Here is a 22,673-nt window from a genome sequence, read left to right on the forward strand (position 1 = left end):
CATGCTGTACGAAAGGGCCCCGCGTGCGGCAAGTCAGCAGGGGACGCGGCGGCTCGTGACGTTCAGGCCGACGGCGACCTCGCGACAGCGGGTCTCGCCGTCGACCTGCAGCTTCAGCGTCCAGAACGCGCTGCCGTAGGCGTTGGTCCGCCGCAGCACCTGCACGCCGGCGTGGTCGAGCGGCAGGTTGGAACGCACGGCGGGCACGATCTGCGTCAGGAGTGCGTTCTCCGCCCGATCGGCGGTGTCGGCGAACGGCCAAATGGGCACTCCATAGCCGATCGGGTCACTCGCGAGCACGCTTCCAACGCCGAATGATCCGATCAGGCCGCCGAGCACGACGAGCAGTGCCGCGATCCGTCTGCGCTTGCCTTCGCGATCGGAGCCGCGTTCGGTGAGGACAAGCACCCAGCGCTTCACTCTTCCGAGAGTGCCGACTGAAGAGGTGATCGCGCATCAGCAGTACTACTCAAACGGACCGTGCGAACTGGCGGACCGTGTACGCGCTGTGCATCGGCTTCTTCATGACGCTGCTGGACACGACCATCGTCAACGTCGCACTGCCGTCGATGATCACCGACCTGAACGCGTCCCTGAACGACGTCATCTGGGTCGTCAGCGCCTACCTGCTCGCGTTCGCGGTGCCGTTGCTGCTGACCGGGCGGCTGGGTGACCGGTACGGGCCCAAGCGGCTCTACGGCATCGGGCTCGTGCTGTTCATCGGGGCGTCGCTGGCCTGCGGTCTCTCCACGACCGCGGACGCGCTGATCGCCGCGAGGGTGTTCCAGGGTCTCGGGGCCGCGGCCATGACCCCGCAGACGATGGCGTTCATCACGCACCTGTTCCCGCCGGTCAAGCGGGGTGCGGCGCTCGGCATGTGGGGGTCTGTGGCCGGGCTGGCGACGGTCTCCGGGCCGTTGCTCGGCGGGGTGCTGGTCACGCACCTGGGCTGGGAGTGGATCTTCTTCGTGAACCTCCCGATCGGTGTGCTCGCGGTGGTGCTGCTGTTCCTGTGGGTGCCCGACCTGCGGCCGGACCGCGCGCCGAAGTTCGACGTGCTCGGCGTCGTGCTGTGCTGCCTGGGGCTCGGCCTGCTGGTGTTCGGGATCCAGAACGGCGAGCACTACCAGTGGGGCCGGGTCGCCGGGTTCATCACGATCGCCGAGATCATCGCCGCCGGGGTGCTGTTCCTCGCCCTGTTCGTGCTGTGGCAGGCGTCGGCGCGCAACTCCGAGCCGCTGATGCCGCTGCGGATCTTCCGCAACCGCAACTTCTCGCTCGGCAACGTCGCGAACATCTCCATCGGCATCGCGGTGACCGGGGTGTTCGTGCCACTGGCGCTGTTCCTGCAGACCGTGCCGAAGCTGTCTCCGCTGATGACGGGCCTGGTCACGGCACCGGCGTCGCTGATGTCCGGCGTCGTGGCGATCTTCGCGGGACGGCTGTCGAACCGGGCCGACGCCAAGTACCTGCCGATCACCGGGTTCGCCCTGATGGCGCTGGGCATCGTGGCGATGACGTTCCTGCTGGGGACGGCGTCCCAGAATGATGGAGCACAGTGGGTGCTGTTGCCGTCGATGGTCGCCCTGGGCATCGGCATGGGGCTCGTGTTCTCGCCGCTGACGAACATCTCCACGCGCACGCTCGACAGGTCCCTGCTCGGTGCCGGGTCCGGCATCTACAACACCTCGCGGCAGTTCGGGAACGTGCTGGGCAGCGCCGTGACGGCGGCCGTGCTGCAGGTCGTGCTGGCGGCCACGGGCGACTTCACCTCGGCCGTGCGGGCGACGTTCTACCTGCTGCTGGGCGTGCTGGCGGCCGGCATCGCGGCCGCGTTCGCCTTCCACCGGGTCGCCGCGCCGGCCGTGACAGACTCGGCGCGTGCGTCTGATCCTGGCCTCCCAGTCACCCGCCCGTCTTAGCGTCCTGCGGTCCGCGGGCATCGAACCCGTGGTCCGGGTCTCCGGTGTCGACGAGGACGCGCTGGTCGAGTCGCTCGAGAATCCGACGCCGGAGGAGACCGTCGTCGCGCTGTCCGCGGCCAAGGCCGAGGCGATCGAGCACGACGACGAGTGCGTGGTCGTCGGCTGCGACTCGATGCTGCTGTTCGAGGGCGAGCTCGTGGGCAAGCCCGGCACGCCCGAGGTCGCACGTGAGCGGTGGCACCGGGTGGCGGGCAAGAGCGGCGTGCTGATCACCGGGCACACGGTGCTGCGCGTCTCCGGAGGCGTCGTGACCGGCCGCGCCTCGGCCGCCGAGTCGACCACCGTGCGGTTCGGCACGCCGTCGGAGGAGGAGCTGGAGGCGTACATCGCTACGGGAGAGCCGTTGCACGTCGCCGGTGGCTTCACAATCGACGGGCTCGGCGGCTGGTTCATCGACGGCATCGACGGCGACCACACGTCCGTGATCGGCATCAGCCTGGCCCTCACCCGGCGGCTCCTCGGCCAGGTGGGTGTTTCCGTGTCCACACTCTGGTAGCGCTGGTCACAGTTCACTCGATCGGGGAAGACTGCCCTCAACGCCGGCGTTGAGGGCAGCGGTGAACGAGTACTTGACGCGTCGCAGGCACATCGACCTGGCACGCAGGACGAGCACGGGCTGTCGGAGCTAACCGCTCCCGACGCCCTCTTTCGCTCATCCCTGCCCAGGAGATGTTCTCGTGTCGTTCGTCCAGACGTACCGCAAGCCCAAGGTCTTCGGATTCACAGTTCTAGGCGCGCTCGTCCTCGGCGCGCTCGCCGGCTGGCTCGGCAAGGGCACGTGGCTCGCGCCCGTCCTCGCCAAGATCGGTTCCACCTTCACGGCGCTGCTGCAGCTGACCGTGATCCCGCTGGTGTTCACCGCGATCGTCGTCGGCATCGCGTCGCTGCGGAACCTCGGCGGCGGCCGCACCGCCGCACGCCTCGGCGGCAAGACGTTCCTGTGGTTCGCCATCACGTCGTTCGTCGCGGTGCTGATCGGCATCGCGGTCGCCACGATCCTCAAGCCCGGTGCGGGCCTGCAGATCGAACCCGCCGCGGGCGCCGTCGACAAGCTCGCCAAGCGCGCGTCCGGCTCGTGGCAGTCGCTGCTCGACAACCTGGTGCCCACCAACATCTTCAGCGCGTTCACCGAGGGCGACGTCCTGCAGGTCGTGTTCATCGCGGTGCTGGTCGGCTTCGCCGCCTACGCGCTCGGTGACAAGGCCGCGCCGTTCACGAACCTGGTGCGCTCGTTCTTCGAGATCATCCAGAAGGTCGTCGGCTGGATCATCCTGCTGGCCCCGATCGGCATCTTCGGTCTCATCGGCAACGCCGTGGCGTCGTACGGCAACTCGTTCGTGAAGCCGCTGTTCTCGCTGATCCTCGCCGTGTACCTCGGTACCGCGCTCGTGCTGTTCGTCGTCTACCCGGTCCTGCTGAAGTTCGTCGGCAAGACCTCGCCGGTCGAGTTCTTCCGCAAGGCGGGCACGGCACTGCAGTTCGCGTTCGTGTCGCGCTCCTCGGGCGCCACGCTTCCGTTGTCCCGCAAGGCGGCCACTGACCTCGGCGTGCCGACCGAGTACGCGAACTTCGCCGTGCCGCTGGGCACCACGACCAAGATGGACGGCTGCGCCGCGGTCTACCCGGCCGTCGCGACGATCTTCATCGCGAACCTGTTCGGCATCCAGCTCTCGGTGTGGCAGTACGTCGGCATCGTGCTCGTCGCCGTGTTCGGCGCGCTGGCCACGGCCGGGACGACCGGCTGGTACACGATGCTCACGCTGACCCTGAGCGTCGTCGGCCTGCCGCCGGCCGTGATCGCGACCGGTGTGGCCGTGGTCTACGCGATCGACCCGATCCTCGACATGATGCGCACCGCGACCAACGTGGCCGGCCAGATCACCGTGCCGGTGCTGGTGGCGCGCAGCGAGAACCTGATCGAGGAGCCCGCCGCTCCGGCCGAGAAGGACCTCGTCAACGCCTAGGAATTAGCGCAGGGGCGCAACTGCGACAACTTCGGCGCCGGTGCGGGCCAGCCAGCGAGCTGCTCCCGCGCCGGCGCCGGTGTCGTACAGCCGATGATCGGTCCCAGCGCCGAGAACACCTGCACGAACGAGTTGTTGCACTGGCCGTCGCAGCCGCGTTGGGCCGAGACGACGTCCGCCGTGGAGTCCTCGTTGACGTCGTGCAGCCCGAGGTACCCGGCGCTCGACAGGTAGGCGGCCTGCGCGCGCGACCAAGTGCCGTCCTTGCGGATCAGCACCTCGCCGAGCACCTTGCCGTTCTGCGCGCCGCGCACGAGACACACGCTGATGGGCGCCTCCGAGCACAGCAGTGACTCGGCGTTCACCGTCGCGCCGGACTCGGCGATGGTCATCTCGAAGACGAACGGGCCCGACTCGCCGGTCACCCTGATCCGCCCGCCGCCCGTCCCGGAAAGCAGCTCGACGAGGTCCCCGCCGACCGATTTGCCGATGACGACCTGGCAGACGGTGGTACCGCAGCGCATTCCGGGATCGATGCCGGACTGACCTGAATCGGTGCCGTCCGGTCGCTGGAGATAGGCGAACACCAGCCCCGCTGCGAACACCAAGGCGGCGACGACGGCAACCACCTGCACGGACCTGGTTCCACACACATCGCAGATTGTGCTCGATGCGCTCACGATGGATGTGAAGTGAGCCGTCTCTCCCTCTCGGAGTTCACCGATTTCCGTAGACTGCGGCACCAGCCAGAGCCGTAATTGCCGGTCCAGCAGGAGGTACGACGCCGTGTCGCTGCGCAAGGTCCTCATCGCGAACCGCGGTGAGATCGCCGTCCGGGTCATCCGCGCCTGCCGTGACGCCGGTCTGACGAGCGTCGCCGTCTACGCCGATCCCGACCGCGACGCACCGTTCGTGCGACTCGCCGACGAGGCGTTCGCGCTGGGCGGCAACACCCCCGGTGAGAGCTACCTGTCGTTCGAGAAGGTGCTGGCGGCCGCCGCCCAGTCCGGCGCCGACTCCGTGCACCCCGGCTACGGCTTCCTGTCCGAGAACGCCGAGTTCGCGCAGGCCGTGATCGACGCCGGGCTGGTCTGGATCGGCCCGACCCCGCAGGCCATCCGCGACCTCGGCGACAAGGTGACGGCGCGGCACATCGCGATGCGCGCGGGTGCGCCGCTGGTGCCCGGCACCAAGGACCCGGTCAACGGGCCGGACGAGATCATCGCGTTCGCCTCCGAGCACGGGCTGCCGGTCGCGATCAAGGCCGCGTTCGGCGGTGGCGGCCGCGGCCTGAAGGTCGCGCGCACCCTCGAGGAGATCCCCGAGCTGTTCGACTCCGCGGTCCGCGAGGCCGTCACGGCGTTCGGCCGCGGCGAGTGCTTCGTCGAGCGCTACCTGGACAAGCCGCGCCACGTCGAGGCGCAGGTCCTCGCCGACACCCACGGCAACGTGATCGTCGTCGGCACCCGCGACTGCTCGCTGCAGCGCCGCCACCAGAAGCTCGTCGAGGAGGCGCCCGCGCCGTTCCTGACCGACGACCAGCGCGCCACGATCCACTCGTCGGCCAAGGCGATCTGCCTCGAAGCGGGCTACCACGGCGCCGGCACCGTCGAGTACCTCGTCGGGATGGACGGGTCGATCTCGTTCCTGGAGGTCAACACGCGCCTGCAGGTCGAACACCCCGTGTCGGAGGAGACGACGGGCCTCGACCTGGTGCGCGAGCAGTTCCGCATCGCCGGCGGCGAGAAGCTGCGGTACACCGAGGACCCGGCGCCGCGCGCGCACTCGATCGAGTTCCGCATCAACGGCGAGGACGCCGGCCGCGGCTTCCTGCCCGCGCCCGGCACCGTCACGACGTTCGTCGCGCCGTCCGGTCCCGGTGTCCGCGTCGACGCCGGTGTCGAGTCGGGTTCGGTGATCGGCGGGCAGTTCGACTCGTTGCTGGCCAAGCTGATCGTCACCGGCGAGACCCGCGAGGACGCCCTGGCCCGCGCTCGGCGCGCACTGGACGAGATGGTCGTCGAGGGCATGGCGACGGTGCTGCCGTTCCACCGCGTGATCGTGCGCGACGCGGCGTTCACCGCCGAGAAGCCCGAGGGCTTCACCGTCCACACGCGGTGGATCGAGACGGAGTTCGACAACCAGATCGCACCGTTCGCGGGTGCTGCCGAGGCTGCCGACGAGGAAACGCCGCGGCAGACCGTCGTCGTCGAGGTCGGTGGACGTCGCCTCGAGGTGTCGCTGCCGGGTGATCTCGCCGTCGGTTCACGCCCTGCCGCCGCCGCGGCGAAGAAGCCGAAGGCCAAGCGCGCGGGTGGCAGCGGCGCGGCCGTGTCGGGTGACGCGGTGGCGGCGCCGATGCAGGGCACGATCGTGAAGGTGGCCGTCGAGGACGGGCAGACCGTCGAGGCGGGCGACCTGATCGTGGTGCTGGAGGCCATGAAGATGGAGAACCCGGTGACGGCGCACAAGGCCGGCACGGTGACGGGTCTGGCGGCCGCGCCCGGCGACCCGATCACCCAGGGCACCGTGATCTGCGAGCTGAAGGACTGACCGGCCGGGTCGCTCACCTACGATTGAGTTCGTGAGCGACCCGAGCAGGGACATCCGCATCGGTGACACCGAGCGTCAGCAGGCGTTGCAGGTGCTCGGTGAGCACATGAGCGCGGGCCGCATCGACATCGACGAGTACGGCGACCGGTCCGCGAAGATCACCACCGCGAAGACGCGCGGCGAGCTGATGGCGTTGTTCTACGACCTGCCGGATCCGCGGCCGCAGTTCGTCGCGCCGGTGCCCATGTTCAACGAGCCCTCCAAGGCGCCCGCGCGCCGCTGGGAGAGCGCGGTCGTGCCCGTGGTGGGCATCGCCGTGGTGATCCTGTTCTTCGCGCTGGTGAGAAACCCGCTGATCTTCCTGCTGGTGCCCGCCGTGGCGCTGTTGTGGGGCCACTGGAACGGACGCCGGCGCTGAAACCGTTGCTGCTGCTGGACTTCGGGGTGCTGTGGTCGGCCGCGCCGACGTCACCGGAGTCCGGTCGTGAACTCGCGGCCACCTCTGGTGAGGTGATTCCCGAGGCATTGGCATTGGTCCGCACGGCACGACTGCGGTGCTTCGTCGCGTTGCTGTCGAACGCCGCCGACGGGCAGGAAGCAGACCTCGACGCCGAGTTCGACGCGATCCTGCCCGGTCCCGCGAAGCCGGATCCCGCGTCGTACCGCAGGGTGCTGGACGAGCTCGGCCACTCGACAGCCGTCTTCTTCGGCGCCGACACCGCGACCGCGACAGCTGCGGGGCTCGACAGCGTGCACGTGCCGGACACGGCCGCCCTGCGGACGGCACTGGCGGTGCGCGGACTGATCCCGCCGACCGTGCTGCTGATCCTGCCGGACCGCGACGAGGCCGAGGAACTGGCGGCGTCGCTGCTGGAGAGCGGCTGGGGTCCGTGCGCCGTGCACAGGGACATGCTGGCGGGCGAGGACGACGCCGAGGCCGTGGACTGGGTGGTCGAGCTGACCACCGCTCCGGACGGCCTGCCGGCGTCCGCTCACCGCGCCGCGCTCGACGACCTGGCCGAGCAACACGACGGTTTCACGGGCGAGAGCTAGCCTCCTCGCCGTGGAGCCAGTTGAGATCAACGCGGGTGAGTACTACCTGCGCGCCTTTCGCAGCGACGACCGCATCGACGACGTGCCGGTGCTGGCCGAGGCCTTCGCGGACGCGGAGACCAAGCGGTACATGCCCCGCCTGACCGGGGACGACGCCCCGTCCGCCGAAACGCTCGTCCTGCTGCTCAACGACGGCTGGGAGAAGGACTACCGCTGGTCGTGGGCGGTGTGCGAGGCCGTCACCGCCGAGGTGATGGCCGGGATCGTCATCCACAACGTCGACCGCCACCTCCTCTCGGCCGAGGTGATGTGCTGGAGCCAGCCGCGGCACCGCGGCAAGGGCGTGCTGCCGGCCGCGCTGAACTCGGTGCTGGGCTGGGTCTACGGCGCGATGGAGATGCACCGGGTCACCTACCGGCACGCGGTCTCGAACACGGCGTCACAGCGAGTCGCGGAGAAGTGCGGATTCACCCTCGAGGGTCGTCTTCGCGAGGAGGCGATCGTCGGTGACCAGCGCGAAGACCAGTTGCTGTGGTCACGACTGGCGTCGGACCCCTTCCCAGAGCAGCTACGGTGACCGGCCATGCGGACCACCGGGCTCCTCATCGTCGCGCTGGCGCTGGCCGGGTGCACGGCGCCGCCCCAGCAGAGTGCGCTGACCACCCCGCCGCCCCCGCCTCCGTCCCCCACGACGACACCTTCCGTGCTCGACTTCCCGCAACGGCCGCGCGCGTTGCCGCTCGACGCGGTCGACCCGTGCGCGGTGCTCACCGCTGACCAGCGCACGTCGCTGAGCCTCGACAACCCGCCCAGCGCGTACGTCGAGCCGAGCTTCGGCGGGGCGCGGGCGTGCACGATCCGCAGCACGACGAGCGGGAACGTGGCGAGGATCGCACTGGTGCTGGTCTCCGGCGCCGACGTGTGGCTCTCGGAGAACGCCCAGGTCGACTACACCGTGAGCGCGATCGAGGGATACACCGCGATCACTGTCCGCACACCCGACGTGAGCAACGCCTGCACCGTCGAGGTGGACGTCGCCGACGGTCAGTTCCTCGACGTCATGTTCCGCGACGGCGGCAATTCCACTGCGGTACAACAAGATCATCTTTGCCTCGGCGCCCAGCGGGTGGCAGAGGCCGCGATGGCCAGTTTGCTCCAGAAGCGCTGACCCACACGGGCGGATGTCACTGATCGCACTCCACAGCGTTACCTTCAGTGGTTAGAGTGTCCAAGCGCTTGTAAGCACAACCGCCGGAGGTTTCACGATGCCGCCAGGGGGACGTAGCGGGGCAGACACCTCGCCACCCGGCCAGCACGAGTTGAACGTGGAGCCGGAAGCGATTCCCGCGTTGCGCAGCACGTTCTCGGCCGCCTTGATCAAGCTGGACAAGCAGATCGAGATGGCGATCACCGAGTTCCGCGTGCGCCCGTGGGCGGGTGACCCGGTCAGTGCCGAGGCCGCCGAGAAGTTCAACGACCGTTCGATCGCGGACGGTGACTCGGCGCTGCAGGCACTGCTGAACTACCAGCGCCAGCTCAAGACCGCGATGGACAACCTCAACCAGATCGAGCGCCAGTACAACGTGGTCGAGGGCGACAACACCGGCATGATGAACAAGAGCGGGTGCTGACGATGGCCGATCACCGCTGGCAGGGCTTCAGCCACAAAGAGCTGTACGAACGCATCCACTCGGGCCCCGGCGCCTCCGCGTCGTTCGCGTCGATGGAGCGCTGGCAGGGCGTCTCCGCCGCGCTGTCCGAGATCAACGACGAACTGCACAGGGGCATCTCGCAGTCGGGCGCGAAGTGGCAGGGCAAGGCCGCCGACATGGCGCAGGCCGGCCTGAACCCGATCGCCGCCTGGGCCGACGGCGCGAGCACCGGCGCGGACGTCATGCGCTACTCGGCCGAACTGCAGGCCGGTTACGTCTCGAAGGCCCGCGCGGACATGCCGGCGCCGGTCAAAGTGACCGCCGAGCAGCCGGGTGCCCTCGTCACCGGCCTCACGCACCTCTTCGGCGGCCAGACCGACCACGAGAAGCAGGAGGCGGCACAGGACGCCGCCGAGCGCCGTGCCCGTGAGGTCATGTCGACCTACGCGTCGTCCACGACGGCGAACACCGCGACGCTCGGCCAGTTCACCCAGCCGCCGCAGCTGCAGATCAGCGGCACCGGCCTCACGCACGGCGGTGGCGCCCAGATCGGCACGGCCGCGGTCTGGGGCGGCGGCCCGCACGGAACGGGCGGCAGCGCGACGCGTGGCCGCACCTCGTCCGGCACGCGCGGCTCCACCGCCCCGCCGCCTCGTGGCGGCACGCCCGCGCCGGGTTCCACGACCCGCACGTCGGGCACCGGTACCGGCGCGGTTCCGGTGAAGGGCTCGAACACCTCGCTCTCGTCGGCGGGCACCAACGGCGCCAACGGCATGACCGGCACCAACGGTCCTGGCGGCACGGGCGCCGCGGGCGTCGGCGTGCCGGGCCAGCGCACGTCCAGCCGTTCGGGTTCGTCCACCGGTTCCGAGACGAAGCAGATGGAGGACGGCGCGACCGCCACCTCCAGTGCCGCCGCCATGGGCACGGTCATGAACCAGGGCCACGCCGCCGGCGTCTCGGGCGCGGCGGGTTCCGCGATGGGTTCGATGGGCACGGTCGGCGCTTCGAACAACGACCAGGTCCACCGCAGGGCCGTGCCGATGCCGCCATCGTTCGACCCGTTCGGCGGCATGGGCGGCGCGCGCAAGGGAGAGGACGAGGAGGACTTGGAGCACAAGGCCGCCGACTACCTCCGCGAGCGCGACGACATCTACGGCGTGGGCAGCTACGCGTTGCCCGTCATCGGGGAGAGCACGACCGACTGATGACTCTGTTCGGCTTGGACGCCGGGACGAGCGACACGCGCGACCCGGTGGTCATCTCCACGCTGGAGTTCGACGTTCTCTGGGACCACCTGGGCCTGGAGACGATGCCGCTCGTCCTGAAGGTCCCGTCACCGGGCAAGACCACCGAGGAACGCAGGGCCATCGAGGACCAGGTCTGGCTCCAGCTGGGAGCCCGCGGCCTCGGCGGCCCCCGTTCCCTCGACCCGACCCTCGAAGACCTGCTGCACGTCCTGAACCGCCCGCAACAGGAGATCGACGCCCGCATGTGGCTGCACGAACGCAGCCTCCGCGTCCTCGCCGCGGGCAAGGGCCAGGCAGGCGTACTGGCGGTCCTCGACGGCACCCAACTGGTCCTGCGCCCGGCAGAGGCCGACGGCCTCCCCCGCGAGGCCCTGACGGCCCTCCCCACCGCCCCGGCGGGCGAGGGCCACTCCATCACCCTGCCGTCCGCGGACCTGGACGCGGCAGCGACCACGGCGAACACCCCGGAAGAGCTCGAAGAGGCCCTGCGCGGCACTCTGCGCGCCGACGACGCCCACACCCTGGCCGAGATGATCCGGGACGCCTCGAACCGAGGCCAGTTCGGCGCAGCGGCCCGCGACAAGTGGGGCAAACGCGTCCGCCCGGACCGCGTGGTCGCGTTCTACGACACCCCGAAGGGCCGCTACCTGCAGATGCGCCGGGCGGCGGAGGGCCAGCCACCGTGGTCGACCATCACGCCGGTCGACTACCGCCGCATGCACCACCACCTGGTGGAGCTGCTGGCGGAGGCCACCGGCGCCTGACAGGCCGGTGTGGCCGCACACTTCCACGACAGAACGCACGCGGGGCGCTTTCGTACTCTCATGCAGTACGAAGGCGCCCCGCGTGCGTCAAGCGCGACGTCGCGGACGGCAGGCGCCCGCCTGACGACCTTCACCGGTCAGCTCAGGGCCCGATCCCCTGACAGGGCCGGGTCCGCAGGTCGTTCACGTAGTCATCGGGCGCTCCAGCAGCCTCAGCGGCGTCCGCGACCACCCCGATGTACCGGGCGGACGGCAACCCGCCCTCATAGGCGTCCAGCACGTAGAGCCAGGCCACGACAGACCCCTCCAGGGTCTGCACCCGCAGCCGGATCTTCTTGTAGAGCCCGAGCGCGCCCTCCCACCGGTCCAGCCGCGACTCATCGCGCGGGGACACGTCGTAAAGCACGCAGAACGTCTGGTGGTCTGGCTCCTCGACGATCGTCGCGAGGGCACCCTCCCAGCCGAGGTCCTCGCCACCGAACGTCATGCGCCAACCAACGAGCCAGCCGGTCCCCGCGAGCGGGGAGTACGGGGCTCGCTCCATCATCTGGTTCGGATCCATGTTCGACCCGTACGCGGCATAGAGCGGCACGTCCGACAGCGTAGCGACACGGCGATCAGCTTTCGGTACTGACGACACGGTCGATTCGGTCAACGCGTACGGTTGTGCCGGCCGACAAGCACGCAGAAGGGACTGATCGTGACCCGCATCGTCATCATGGGCGGCGGACCCGCAGGTTACGAGGCAGCCCTGGTCGCTGCGCAGCACGGCGCCGACGTGACCGTCGTCGAGAACGACGGGGCAGGTGGCGCGTGCGTGTTGTACGACTGCGTGCCGTCCAAGACGTTCATCGCCTCCGCGGGGGCTCGCAGTGCCTTCCGCAACGCCGGTGAGCTGGGCATTCAGACCCACAACGAGCAGGCCGCCGTTGATCTGCCGGTCGTACACGGTCGGGTGAAGGGGCTGGCACTGGCCCAGTCCGCGGACGTCCGGGCGCGTCTTCAGCGCGAGGGCGTGCGGCTGATCAACGGGCGCGCGAAGTTCGTCGACGACTCCCGCGGGCTCGCCCAGCACCAGGTCGTGGCGACCTCCGCGAGCGGCGAGGAGGAAGTCCTCAACGCCGATGTGGTGCTGATCGCAACCGGTGCGACCCCGCGCGTGTTGCAGGGTGCCGAGCCCGACGGCAAGCGGGTCCTCACCTGGCGGCAGATCTACGACCTGCCCGAGCTGCCCGAGCACCTCGCGGTGATCGGTTCCGGTGTCACCGGTGTCGAGTTCGCCAGCGCCTACACCGAGATGGGCGTGAAGGTGACGATGGTCTCCAGCCGGGACCGGGTGCTGCCCCACGAGGACGCCGACGCGGCCGCGGTGCTCGAGGACGTGTTCGCCGAGCGCGGCACGGCCGTCGTCAAGCACGCCCGCGCGGACAAGGTCGAGAACGTCGGTGACGGCGTCCTGATCCACCTGGAAGACGGTCGCACGATCGAGGCGTCGCACGCCCTGATGACCGTCGGTTCGGTGCCGAACACGAACGACATCGGCCTCGACAAGATCGGTATCGAGCTCGGGCGTGGCGGGTACATCCCGGTCGACCGGGTCAGCCGGACCAACGTCAGCGGCGTCTACGCGGCCGGCGACTGCACCGGCGTGTTGCTGCTCGCGTCCGTCGCCGCCATGCAGGGGCGCATCGCGATGTGGCACGCGCTGGGCGAGGGCGTCAGCCCGATCAAGCTCAAGACCGTCGCCGCGAACGTCTTCACCAACCCCGAGATCGCGAGCGTCGGCATCAGCCAGCAGGCGATCGACTCGGGTGAGGTGCCCGCGCGCACGATCATGCTGCCGCTCGCCACGAACCCCCGCGCCAAGATGGAGGGTCTGCGCCGCGGCTTCGTGAAGCTGTTCTGCCGCCCGGCCACCGGCGTGGTCATCGGCGGCGTCGTCGTGGCGCCGAACGCGAGCGAGCTCATCCTGCCGATCGCGCTGGCCCTGCAGAACCAGCTCACCGTCGAGCACCTCGCCACGACGTTCTCGGTCTACCCGTCGCTCTCGGGCTCCATCACCGAGGCCGGCCGCCAGCTCATGCGGCACGACGATCTCGATTAAGTAACGCACGGCAACGCCGCCCCGGACACCGACGTGTCCGGGGCATGCGTTCGTTCTGGGGGATTCTCGTAGCGCTGGCGCTGCTGACCGGCTGCGCCAAGGCGTCCGACGCGACGCTGCCCACCGCGCCGGCACCGACCCAGCAGCCCTCCACCTCACCGTCCGCCGTGGACAGAGGGCTGCCTCCGTCGGAACCGGTGGAGGTGCGCATCCCGAAGATCGGCGCGAAGTCCTCGCTCGTCCCGCTGGGGCTCAACCCGGACGAGACGGTCGAGGTGCCGCCGGTCGAGCAGCCGATGCAGGCCGGCTGGTACCGGCTCGCCCGCACACCGGGTGAGGTCGGGCCCGCCGTCATCCTCGGTCACGTCGACGGCAACGAGCAGCCGGGAATCTTCTTCCGCCTCAGGGAAGTCGCCGCGGGCGACGAGGTCGAGGTGTCCAGAAAGGACGGGAGCACGGCGCGGTTCCGCGTGCGCACGACCGAGCAGATCGCCAAGAGCAGCTTCCCCACCGAGGCCGTCTACGGCGACACCGGAGAACCCGAGCTGCGGCTGATCACCTGCGGGGGCGGCTACGACCAGGCCACCCGCAGCTACCGGGACAACATCATCGTCTACGCGACGCTGATCTGAGGGAGGGAACAACCATGAGAAAAGCCCTGACCACCGCGATCGCGTTGTCGGCGACCGTGGCGTTCACACCACTCGCGACGGCACAGCAGGAGGAACCGGCGCTGGTGATGGACGGGACCGTGGCGAACGGCAGGACCGTCTCCGCGCTCGCCGGGCCGTGCAAGACGTACTCCGACGTCACGTCGCCCGGACTCGTTGCTCCGATCACGCTCAGCCCGAGCTCGTCCGACCCCGCCAAGGGGCACGGCTTCGGGCAGGTCACCACCAAGGAAGGCACCTACACGGCGTCCGTCCAGTGCGACGGCAAGACGCTCACCGCCCAGTTCACCGTGCTCCCACTGGTGATCCACTGGTACCTGCTCCCGGCCGAGGTCGAGCCGGGCGGCACGATCACCGCGGGCGGCGACATGGGCACCGGTTGCAGGGCGTCGGGACCGCTCGAGTCACCCGGTTTCGCGGAGCCGCTGAGGTTCACCCGCGGCGGCAACTTCGGCCGCTTCAGCGGTGACACCAAGGCGATCACCACTCCCGGCACGTACGAGGTCGTGTACCAGTGCGAGAACCGCCCGGAACGCAGCGTGAAGACGTTCCGGATCCTCGGTACGCCGCCGACCACGACCACTCCACCCCCGGCCACCACGACGCCCAATCCGCAGGCGCCCAAGCCGAAGCCGAAGCCGAAGCCGGTCGTCAAGCCGAAGGGAGCGCCGGAGACGGGTGGCGGCGGCACCGCGCCGTAATGATGATCACGGTTGGGACCTGTCTCAATCGGACGCGCAACTAACCCACGAGATGTGCGTCAATGGGTTCGTGGGGACTCGTGTCTTGATCGCGGTGCTGTGCGTGGCGCTGGCCACCACCGCCTGTTCGCAGGGGCCGGCACCGAAGCCATCGGCGGCGACGAGTGACAGCGCTCCGCCGCCGGTGGTGTCACCGCTCGGCAACTCCGACCCGATGGAACTGCGGGTCGAGCGGATCGGCGTGCGGTCGTCCCTGGTCGCGCTCGGCCTCGACCAGCAGGGCGCCGTCCAGATGCCGCCGGCCAACGAGGGCATGCAGGCAGGGTGGTACCAGACACAACCGCAGCAGTGGATCATCGTCGGCCGGATCGAGAGCAACAAGGCCAGAGGCGTCTTCTACCGCCTGAACGACCTGACCGAGGGCGACCTGCTCGAAGTGTCCAAGAAGGACGGTTCGATCGCCAGGTTCACCGTGACGCGCACGGAACGGATCATCCGCGACGACTTCTTCGCGGAGGCCGTAGCACGCGACAAGGACGAACAAGGCTTACGCCTGATCACCTGCGGCACCCGAGACAACGTAATCGTGCACGCAGCCCCAGCCTAAGTTGATGAGGGGAGCTTTCATAAACGTCAGGTTTATGAAAGCTCCCCTCATCAACGTCAGTCCTCCACCCAGTCGAAGGTCTTCGTGACGGCCTTCTTCCAGTTCGCGTACTCCGACGTGCGGCGGGACTCGTCCATCTGCGGCTCCCACTGCTTGTCCTGCGCCCAGTTCTCGCGGATCTCGTCCTCGCTCTTCCAGAACCCAACGGCGAGACCGGCCGCGTAGGCGGCACCCAGCGCGGTCGTCTCGGCCACGACCGGCCGGATCACCGGCACGCCGAGGATGTCCGCCTGGAACTGCATCAGCAGTTCGTTCACGACCATGCCGCCGTCGACCTTCAACGCGGTCAGGTCGACGCCCGAGTCGGCGTTCATCGCGTCGAGCACCTCGCGGGTCTGGAAGGCGGTCGCCTCCAGCACGGCCCGCGCGAGGTGGCCCTTGTTGACGAACCTCGTGAGTCCCACGATCGCGCCGCGGGCGTCGGAACGCCAGTACGGTGCGAACAGGCCGGAGAAGGCGGGCACGAAGTACGCGCCGCCGTTGTCCTCCACCGAACGGGCGTGTTCCTCGATCTCGGCCGCGGAGCCGATCATGCCCAGGTTGTCCCGCAACCACTGCACCAGCGAACCGGTGACGGCGATCGAGCCTTCCAGGGCGTAGACGGGAGCGGCCTCGCCGATCTTGTAGCAGACGGTGGTGAGCAACCCGTTCTCGCTCATCACCTTCTCGGTGCCGGTGTTGAGCAGCATGAAGTTGCCGGTGCCGTAGGTGTTCTTGGCTTCACCGGGCGAGAGGCAGGCCTGGCCGAACGTCGCCGCCTGCTGGTCGCCGAGGATGCCGGCGATCGGCACGCCGGCCAGCGCACCGCGTTCGCGCACCTGGCCGTAGACCTCGGACGACGACCTGATCTCCGGCAGCATCGACATCGGGATGCCCATGTCCTCGGCGATCGAGGAGTCCCACTGCAACGTGTCGAGGTCCATCAGCATGGTGCGCGAGGCGTTCGTCGGGTCGGTGACGTGCACGCCGCCGTTGGTGCCGCCCGTCATGTTCCACAGCACCCACGTGTCCATGTTGCCGAACAGCAGGTCACCGGCCTCGGCCCGGTCCCGCGCGCCCTCGACGTTGTCGAGGATCCAGCGGACCTTGGGTCCGGAGAAGTAGGTCGCCAGCGGCAGGCCGACCTTCTGGCGGTAGCGCTCCTGCCCGCCGCCCAGCGCACCCAGCTCCTGCACGATCTTGTCGGTGCGGGTGTCCTGCCACACGATGGCGTTGTAGACGGGTTCGCCGGTGTTCCTGTCCCACACCAGCGCGGTCTCGCGCTGGTTGGTGATGCCGACCGCGGCGATGTCCGAAGTGGACAGATCGGCCTTGGCGAGCGCGCCGGCGGCGACCTGGCGGGTGTTCTGCCAGACCTCCTTCGGGTCGTGCTCGACCCACCCGGCCTTCGGGAAGATCTGCTCGTGCTCCTTCTGGTCGACCGCCACCACCCGTCCGGAGTGGTCGAAGATCATGCACCGGGTCGACGTCGTGCCCTGGTCGATCGCGGCCACGTACTGCGTCATGCGAGAAGTCCTTTCAGACCGGGAGAACCAGGAAGAGCAACGCGGCGAGCGCGCCACCCACGAGCGGGCCCACGACGGGGACCCACGAGTAGCTCCAGTTGGCGTTGCCCTTGTTGCGGATGGGCATCATGAACGCGTAGGCGATGCGCGGACCGAGGTCGCGCGCCGGGTTGATGGCGTAGCCCGTCGGGCCACCGAGCGACGTGCCGATCACCAGCACGACGAACGCGACACCCGCGTACCCGAGCGCCGAGTTGCCGAACTGCGGGACCCCGTCGACGGACTCCTTCGCGCCCGGCGACAACAGGATCCAGAGGACCAGCACGAACGTGCCGATGATCTCGGAGACGAGGTTCCACGGCGCGCTCGGCACGGTCGGGCCGGTGGAGAAGATGCCGAGCGTGTTCTGCGGTTCGTCGTGCGTGTCGAACTGCAGCTTGTACGTGGCCCAGCAGAGCATCGCACCGATGATCGCGCCGACCATCTGACCGAGGAAGTAGACGGGAACGTCGCCCCACGGCGTCTTGTCCGCGACGGCGAGGCCGAGCGTCACCGCGGGGTTGAGGTGCGCCCCGCTGGGGTTGGCGATGCTGGCGCCGGCGAAGACCGCGAAGGCCCAGCCGACGTTGACGAACAGGAAACCCGTGCTGTTGCCGAGCGTGTTCTTGAGCACCTGGTTCGCGACGACACCGGTGCCCAGGAGGATGAGGACCGCTGTCCCCAGCATCTCCCAGACGAAGATCGAGCCTGCGCTCATCGTCGGCCTCCACTCGTTTGCGGCCAGGCAGGACGCGCAAACCCGAGGTCAGGGCCGCGCCGCCCGCCTTCAACGTGCTCGGACGCTATTACCGACCTGATCAGTTGTCCACGCCAAGTACCTGTAATCGGGCCATTTCCAGGCCATACGGTTCTGGCCCGCGCGCCCGTGGGCGGGAGGCGGTCGCTGAAGGTAGCGTGAAGCGCAGTCGTAGCAGGGAGGCGTCTGTCGTGGCCACGCGCAAGAACGCAGCTGCACCACCACGAACCCATGCCGAGCCGCCGATCACCGGCCGGCTCGGGCCTGCCGAACGCGAGGAAGCCTGGCAGCGGCTGGGAGCCGAGACGTTCGACATCGTCGTGATCGGCGGTGGTGTCGTCGGCGTCGGCGCGGCGCTCGACGCTGCCACCCGCGGCCTGCGGGTCGCGCTCGTCGAGGCCCGTGACCTGGCGTCCGGCACGTCGAGCCGGTCCTCCAAGCTCTTCCACGGCGGCCTGCGCTACCTGGAACAGCTCGAGTTCGGCCTGGTGCGCGAGGCACTGCGCGAACGCGAGCTGATGCTGACGCGCATCGCGCCGCACCTGGTGAAGCCCGTCGCGTTCCTCTACCCGCTGAGCAACCGGATCTGGGAACGCCCGTACTCGGCGGCCGGCCTGTTCCTGTACGACACGATGGGCGGCGCCCGGTCCGTGCCGGGGCAGAAGCACCTCTCCCGGGCGGGCGCGCTCCGGCTGGTCCCCGCGTTGAAGCGCGACGCGTTGATCGGCGGCATCCGCTACTACGACGCCCAGGCGGACGACGCCCGGCACACGATGATGGTCGGCCGCACCGCCGCCCACTACGGCGCCGTGGTGCGCACGTCGACCCAGGTCGTCGGGTTCCTGCGCGAGGCGGACCGAGTGTCCGGCGTGCGGGTGCGCGACGTCGAGGACGGGCGCGAGGTCGACGTGCGGGCGCACGCCGTGATCAACGCGACCGGTGTGTGGACGGACGAGCTGCAGCGGCTCTCGGGTTCGCGTGGCCGGTTCCGGGTGCGGGCGTCGAAGGGCGTGCACATCGTCGTTCCGCGCGACCGGATCGTCGCCGAGGCCGGCATGATCCTGCGCACCGAGAAGTCCGTGCTGTTCGTCATCCCGTGGCGCAACCACTGGATCGTCGGCACCACGGACACGGACTGGAACCTCGACCTGGCGCACCCCGCGGCCACCAAGCACGACATCGACTACATCCTCGAACACGTCAACTCGGTGCTCGCGACCCCGCTGACGCACGACGACATCGAGGGCGTCTACGCGGGCCTGCGGCCGTTGCTGGCGGGCGAGTCCGACTCGACGTCGAAGCTCTCCCGCGAACACGCGGTGGCACGGGTCTCGCCGGGCCTGGTCGCGATCGCGGGCGGCAAGTACACGACGTACCGGGTGATGGGCGCGGACGCCGTCGACGCGGCGCAGGTGGACGTGCCCGGCCGGATCCAGCCGTCCATCACCGACAAGGTGCCGCTGGTCGGCGCCGACGGCTACCACGCGCTGGTCAACCAGGCGGACCAGCTCGCGGCCAAGCACGGTCTGCACCCGTACCGCGTCCGTCACCTGCTCGACCGCTACGGCTCGCTGGTGCACGAGGTGCTGTCGCTGGCGGCGGACAACCCCGAGTTGCTCAAGCCGATCCCGGCCTCCCCCGACTACCTGCAGGTCGAGGCGGTGTACGCGGTCTCGCACGAGGGCGCGATGCACCTGGAGGACGTCCTCACGCGGCGCACCCGCATCTCCATCGAGTACGCCCACCGCGGCGTCGACTCGTCGGAGGCGGTGGCCAGGCTGGTCGCGCCGATCCTCGGGTGGGACGAGGACGCGATCAAGCGCGAGGTCGAGGTCTACAACGCCCGCGTCGAGGCCGAACGCACGTCCCAGACCCAGAAGGACGACCAGGCGGCGGACGCGGTCAGGGCCGCCGCGCCGGAGGCACGTCCGCAGTTGACCGAACCCGTGAGCTGACCCCGGACAGCCCCGGCCCCGGACAGCACTGTGGCGCGTGCGAATCGTTCCGCACGCGCCACAGCACAGCTCAAACCGAGAGGGTTCCGCTCTAGGCGAGAGCAGCCAACGCGGTGTGCACCATGACGCGGACCCCGACGAGGAGCGCGCGCTCGTCCAGGTCGAACGTCGGCTGGTGCAGATCGCGCTGCTTCTCCTGGCCGTTCCACACGCCGAGGCGCGCGAACGAACCAGGCACGTGTTCCAGGTACCAGCCGAAGTCCTCACCACCGGACGACTGCTCGGTGCCCGCGAGCGCGTCGTCACCCAGGGCGGCCTCGATGCCGGCGCGCAGGATCTGGGTGGACTCGCGGTCGTTGACCACCGGCGGCACGCCGCGGCGGTGGTGCAGGTCGAAGCCGACGCCGGTCGGGGCCAGCAGGCCCGTCACGAGGTCCTTGACCAGTGGCTCCAGTTCGGCCCAGATGTCCCGGTCGCCGGTGCGCAGCGTGCCGCGCACCAGACCGTCCTGCGGGACCGCGTTCGGCGCCTCGCCCGCGTGCACCGCGCCCCACACCAGGACGGTGCCGGAGCGGGGGTCGACGCGGCGCGACAGCATCGTCGGCAGACCGGTGATGAGCGTGCCGAGGGCGTGCACCAGGTCCGCGGTGAGGTGCGGGCGCGAGGTGTGGCCGCCCGGCGAGGACAGGCGCACTTCCAGCAGGTCGGAGGCCGACGTGATGGCGCCGATGCGCGTGCCGATGCGGCCGACCTGCAGACGAGGGTCGCAGTGCAGGCCGAAGATCCGCTCCACGCCGTCGAGCCCGCCGGCGGCGAGCACGTCGAGCGCACCGCCCGGCATGACCTCCTCCGCCGGCTGGAACACCAGGCGGATGCGGCCCGGCAGCTCCGTCGCCGAGGCGAGGGCCAGCGCCGTGCCGAGCAGGACCGTCGTGTGGGCGTCGTGACCGCACGCGTGCGACACACCGTCCACAGTGGACCCGAAGGGCAGGCCGGTGTTCTCGTGCAGCGGCAGGGCGTCCATGTCCGCGCGGAGAGCCACGCAGCGGGAGCCGTGGCCGATGTCGCAGATCAGGCCCGTGCCGCCGGGGAGGATGCGCGGCTTGAGGCCGACCTCGCGCAGCAGCTTCGCCACGAGTTCGGTGGTGTTGTACTCGCGCCGGGAGAGCTCGGGGTGCGCGTGGATGTGGCGTCGCCAGGCGACTACGTCGGCGGCGTTCGCCTTCAACCAGTCGTCGAGCCACGCGGGGCCGCGGCCTTCTCCGAGATCATCCACAGGAGACATGCTCACCCCGGTGGGGTCGACGAGCATCTCAGGGGACGTCTTCACAGTTGAGGAGCCCGAGGGCCGGGAGTCCAGAACCGTCATGCCGCACCTCCGCGGGCCAGCAGCCGTGCGCGCTGCTGGGAATCGGTGGCTGTCGCGATCGTCGTCCAGGCCATGGCAAGTGCTCCGTCGAGGAGCGCACGGTCGGCCGACGCCGAGGCACAGGCGGTCGCGAACTCAAGTTGGTGGTTCACCGCGTCTCCGCAGTCGATGGCGATGGTCGGGTGGATGGCGGGCAACACTCTGGTGACGTTGCCCATGTCGGTGCTCCCGATCTTCTCCCGCTGTTCCTGTTCTGGCGAGAGCGGTCGTCTGCCCAGCTCGGTGGCCGCACGCCGGTAGGCGTCCGCGAGCCACGGGTCGGGAGTCAACTCGGCGTAGATCGGTGAGACCTGCACGACCTCATGGGTGCAACCGGTCGCGAGCGCACCGGCGGAGAAGCAGTCCCGGATCCGGTTCTCCAGGCGCTGCAACGATTCCAGATTTTCCGCCCTCACGTCGAACATCGCCGATGCGCGGGCGGGTATTACGTTCGGCACGGTACCGCCGTTGGTGACGATGCCGCTCACCATCTGGCCGGGCTCGAAGTGCTGCCGCAGCAGACTGATCGACATCTGCGCGACCGTCACCGCGTCCGCGGCGTTGACGCCCAGGTGAGGGGCGGCGGCCGCGTGGGACGGCTTGCCCTTGTAGTGCACCTCGAGATCGGTGATGGCGAGCGATTTGGCGGCGCACGACTCGTACGGCGCCGGGTGCACCATCATCGAGAGCGAGACGTCGTCGAACACGCCCCGTTCCAGCATGAGCACCTTGCCGCCACCGACCTCTTCCGCCGGGGTCCCGATCACCTTCACGGTGACACCCAGCTGATCTGCGATGTCACGCAGTGCGAGTGCGGTGCCGACGGACGCCGCCGCGATGACGTTGTGCCCACACGCGTGCCCGACCTCGGGCAGAGCGTCGTATTCGGCGCAAAGCCCCAGGACGAGCTCGCCGTCGCCGAACGTCGCGACGAACGCGGTGTCGAGGTCCGCCACGGCGTGGTCGACCTCAAAACCCTCCTTGACCAGCAAGGACGTGATCTTCTCGACGCTGCGGTGCTCCTCGAAGGCCAGCTCGGGCTCGGCGTGGATCGAGTGCGACAGGTCCAGCAGCGCGTCCGAGTACCGCTCGATGGCCGAGCGTGTGCTGATCTTCAAGTCGGTACTCATTTGCCACCATCCTGCATCACCACCTGTTGGACACGGCGCGCTGATGATGATCAACCGGACGGCCGGTCGCAGCGCTGCGCCAAGCGGCGAGCGAGTTTCGGTCTGACCGATCAACGATGACGCAAATGGTCGAGAGACACGCTTAACTTTGACTATTACGTCCCACTAGGTGGGACGACCCGTCTCACGCCGAACGGCCCCCGGCTATCCCTTCTTGGCAGCCCGCTCCTTGCGCCACTTCGCCCACCGCTTCTTGTTGCGGTAGTAGACCAGCACGAACAGCAGAACGGCGATGCCGCCGATCCACAGCTTGCGCTTGGTCTCCTCACGAGCTTCAGGCGACGGCTCCTGCGGCGCGTTCACGTCGGGAGCCGGGTTCGCGGTCGTCTGCTGCGCAGCCGGCACAGGCGCGTTCGCCGCCTCTTGCGCGGACGCCACTCCGGCGATCCCGAGAACGCTCAACAGCGAGAACACGCAGGCCAGCAGCAACCTCGACATGGCCTGAACTCTACCTC

At 69.3% G+C, this 22,673-nt stretch carries 24 protein-coding genes; 16 read left to right on the forward strand and 8 right to left on the reverse strand.

From position 1 onward, the window contains the following. Positions 1 to 33: 33 nt before the first annotated feature. Positions 34 to 420, reverse strand: a complete 387-nt coding sequence (locus tag LX88_RS00640; protein WP_258945979.1) for a hypothetical protein — start codon at positions 418 to 420, stop codon at positions 34 to 36. Between the two features lie 77 nt (positions 421 to 497). Here LX88_RS00640 and LX88_RS00645 point away from each other — a divergent pair, with 77 nt between their 5' ends. The 3 genes from LX88_RS00645 (at position 498) to LX88_RS00655 (ending at position 3,949) form a co-directional block, all read left to right on the forward strand. Continuing rightward, positions 498 to 1,922 (forward strand): MFS transporter, encoded by a 1,425-nt coding sequence (locus LX88_RS00645; protein ID WP_258945980.1) that lies wholly within the window; start codon positions 498 to 500, stop codon positions 1,920 to 1,922. Beyond that, complete coding sequence (locus LX88_RS00650) at positions 1,882 to 2,481, forward strand: Maf family protein (RefSeq protein WP_258945981.1); 600 nt, start codon at positions 1,882 to 1,884, stop codon at positions 2,479 to 2,481. Before LX88_RS00645 ends, LX88_RS00650 begins: the two co-directional genes overlap by 41 nt. A gap of 181 nt (positions 2,482 to 2,662) precedes the next feature. Next, complete coding sequence (locus LX88_RS00655) at positions 2,663 to 3,949, forward strand: dicarboxylate/amino acid:cation symporter (protein ID WP_258945982.1); 1,287 nt, start codon at positions 2,663 to 2,665, stop codon at positions 3,947 to 3,949. Here LX88_RS00655 and LX88_RS00660 read toward each other — a convergent pair. After that, a complete protein-coding gene (locus LX88_RS00660; protein WP_258945983.1) occupies positions 3,946 to 4,584 on the reverse strand; it encodes a hypothetical protein in 639 nt (212 codons plus the stop codon). The genes LX88_RS00655 and LX88_RS00660 overlap by 4 nt on opposite strands. Before the next feature lie 151 nt (positions 4,585 to 4,735). Here LX88_RS00660 and LX88_RS00665 point away from each other — a divergent pair, with 151 nt between their 5' ends. From LX88_RS00665 to LX88_RS00700, 8 genes are all read left to right on the forward strand, one after another. Further along, positions 4,736 to 6,502, forward strand: coding sequence for an acetyl/propionyl/methylcrotonyl-CoA carboxylase subunit alpha (locus tag LX88_RS00665; protein ID WP_258945984.1), 1,767 nt, complete (start codon positions 4,736 to 4,738; stop codon positions 6,500 to 6,502). 31 nt (positions 6,503 to 6,533) lie between these two features. Next, complete coding sequence (locus LX88_RS00670) at positions 6,534 to 6,920, forward strand: DUF1707 SHOCT-like domain-containing protein (protein WP_258945985.1); 387 nt, start codon at positions 6,534 to 6,536, stop codon at positions 6,918 to 6,920. Further along, positions 6,890 to 7,555 carry an HAD family hydrolase gene (locus LX88_RS00675; RefSeq protein ID WP_258945986.1) on the forward strand — a complete coding sequence of 222 codons (666 nt, stop codon included), beginning with the start codon at positions 6,890 to 6,892 and terminating at the stop codon, positions 7,553 to 7,555. Before LX88_RS00670 ends, LX88_RS00675 begins: the two co-directional genes overlap by 31 nt. A gap of 10 nt (positions 7,556 to 7,565) precedes the next feature. Then, positions 7,566 to 8,132, forward strand: a complete 567-nt coding sequence (locus tag LX88_RS00680) for a GNAT family N-acetyltransferase (RefSeq protein ID WP_258945987.1) — start codon at positions 7,566 to 7,568, stop codon at positions 8,130 to 8,132. A gap of 6 nt (positions 8,133 to 8,138) precedes the next feature. After that, a complete protein-coding gene (locus tag LX88_RS00685) occupies positions 8,139 to 8,723 on the forward strand; it encodes a DUF3558 domain-containing protein (RefSeq protein ID WP_258945988.1) in 585 nt (194 codons plus the stop codon). Between the two features lie 157 nt (positions 8,724 to 8,880). Continuing rightward, positions 8,881 to 9,186: a transcriptional regulator gene (locus LX88_RS00690; protein WP_245982699.1), complete on the forward strand. Its 306-nt coding sequence runs from the start codon at positions 8,881 to 8,883 to the stop codon at positions 9,184 to 9,186. 2 nt (positions 9,187 to 9,188) lie between these two features. Further along, on the forward strand, positions 9,189 to 10,415 hold the full coding sequence (locus LX88_RS00695; protein ID WP_258945989.1) for a PPE domain-containing protein: 1,227 nt from the start codon (positions 9,189 to 9,191) through the stop codon (positions 10,413 to 10,415). After that, positions 10,415 to 11,221: an ESX secretion-associated protein EspG gene (locus tag LX88_RS00700; RefSeq protein WP_258945990.1), complete on the forward strand. Its 807-nt coding sequence runs from the start codon at positions 10,415 to 10,417 to the stop codon at positions 11,219 to 11,221. The genes LX88_RS00695 and LX88_RS00700 overlap by 1 nt, the downstream gene beginning before the upstream one ends. Positions 11,222 to 11,363: 142 nt before the next feature. Here LX88_RS00700 and LX88_RS00705 read toward each other — a convergent pair whose 3' ends face one another. Further along, the gene (locus LX88_RS00705; protein ID WP_030478530.1) at positions 11,364 to 11,813 is read right to left on the reverse strand and encodes a gamma-glutamylcyclotransferase family protein; all 450 of its coding nucleotides are present in this window, start codon (positions 11,811 to 11,813) and stop codon (positions 11,364 to 11,366) included. Positions 11,814 to 11,921: 108 nt separating this feature from the next. Between LX88_RS00705 and LX88_RS00710 the strand changes: the two genes are divergently transcribed. The 4 genes from LX88_RS00710 (at position 11,922) to LX88_RS00725 (ending at position 15,304) form a co-directional block, all read left to right on the forward strand. Beyond that, positions 11,922 to 13,325, forward strand: coding sequence for an NAD(P)H-quinone dehydrogenase (locus LX88_RS00710; RefSeq protein ID WP_090067476.1), 1,404 nt, complete (start codon positions 11,922 to 11,924; stop codon positions 13,323 to 13,325). Between the two features lie 44 nt (positions 13,326 to 13,369). Further along, positions 13,370 to 13,957, forward strand: a complete 588-nt coding sequence (locus LX88_RS00715; protein WP_258945991.1) for a class F sortase — start codon at positions 13,370 to 13,372, stop codon at positions 13,955 to 13,957. Between the two features lie 14 nt (positions 13,958 to 13,971). Continuing rightward, entirely contained in the window at positions 13,972 to 14,697 is a 726-nt protein-coding gene (locus LX88_RS00720; protein WP_258945992.1) for a hypothetical protein, read from the forward strand. A 70-nt stretch (positions 14,698 to 14,767) separates the two neighbouring features. After that, positions 14,768 to 15,304 carry a sortase domain-containing protein gene (locus LX88_RS00725; protein WP_258945993.1) on the forward strand — a complete coding sequence of 179 codons (537 nt, stop codon included), beginning with the start codon at positions 14,768 to 14,770 and terminating at the stop codon, positions 15,302 to 15,304. A gap of 56 nt (positions 15,305 to 15,360) precedes the next feature. On the opposite strand, the gene glpK is transcribed toward LX88_RS00725, so the two are convergent. Next, positions 15,361 to 16,869, reverse strand: a complete 1,509-nt coding sequence (glpK, locus tag LX88_RS00730) for a glycerol kinase GlpK (RefSeq protein WP_258945994.1) — start codon at positions 16,867 to 16,869, stop codon at positions 15,361 to 15,363. 13 nt (positions 16,870 to 16,882) lie between these two features. Then, positions 16,883 to 17,626, reverse strand: coding sequence for an MIP/aquaporin family protein (locus LX88_RS00735; RefSeq protein WP_090067254.1), 744 nt, complete (start codon positions 17,624 to 17,626; stop codon positions 16,883 to 16,885). 284 nt (positions 17,627 to 17,910) lie between these two features. Between LX88_RS00735 and LX88_RS00740 the strand changes: the two genes are divergently transcribed. After that, positions 17,911 to 19,620 (forward strand): glycerol-3-phosphate dehydrogenase/oxidase, encoded by a 1,710-nt coding sequence (locus tag LX88_RS00740; RefSeq protein ID WP_258947577.1) that lies wholly within the window; start codon positions 17,911 to 17,913, stop codon positions 19,618 to 19,620. A 91-nt stretch (positions 19,621 to 19,711) separates the two neighbouring features. Here LX88_RS00740 and LX88_RS00745 read toward each other — a convergent pair whose 3' ends face one another. The 3 genes from LX88_RS00745 to LX88_RS00755 form a co-directional block, all read right to left on the reverse strand. Further along, positions 19,712 to 20,989, reverse strand: a complete 1,278-nt coding sequence (locus LX88_RS00745; protein WP_090067253.1) for a M20 family metallopeptidase — start codon at positions 20,987 to 20,989, stop codon at positions 19,712 to 19,714. Continuing rightward, complete coding sequence (locus LX88_RS00750) at positions 20,986 to 22,158, reverse strand: M20 family metallopeptidase (RefSeq protein WP_258945995.1); 1,173 nt, start codon at positions 22,156 to 22,158, stop codon at positions 20,986 to 20,988. Before LX88_RS00750 ends, LX88_RS00745 begins: the two co-directional genes overlap by 4 nt. Before the next feature lie 204 nt (positions 22,159 to 22,362). After that, positions 22,363 to 22,656: a hypothetical protein gene (locus LX88_RS00755; RefSeq protein WP_258945996.1), complete on the reverse strand. Its 294-nt coding sequence runs from the start codon at positions 22,654 to 22,656 to the stop codon at positions 22,363 to 22,365. Positions 22,657 to 22,673 lie beyond the last annotated feature (17 nt).

This window comes from Lentzea californiensis, from assembly GCF_024648825.1.
Taxonomy (GTDB): Bacteria; Actinomycetota; Actinomycetes; order Mycobacteriales; family Pseudonocardiaceae; genus Lentzea; species Lentzea californiensis.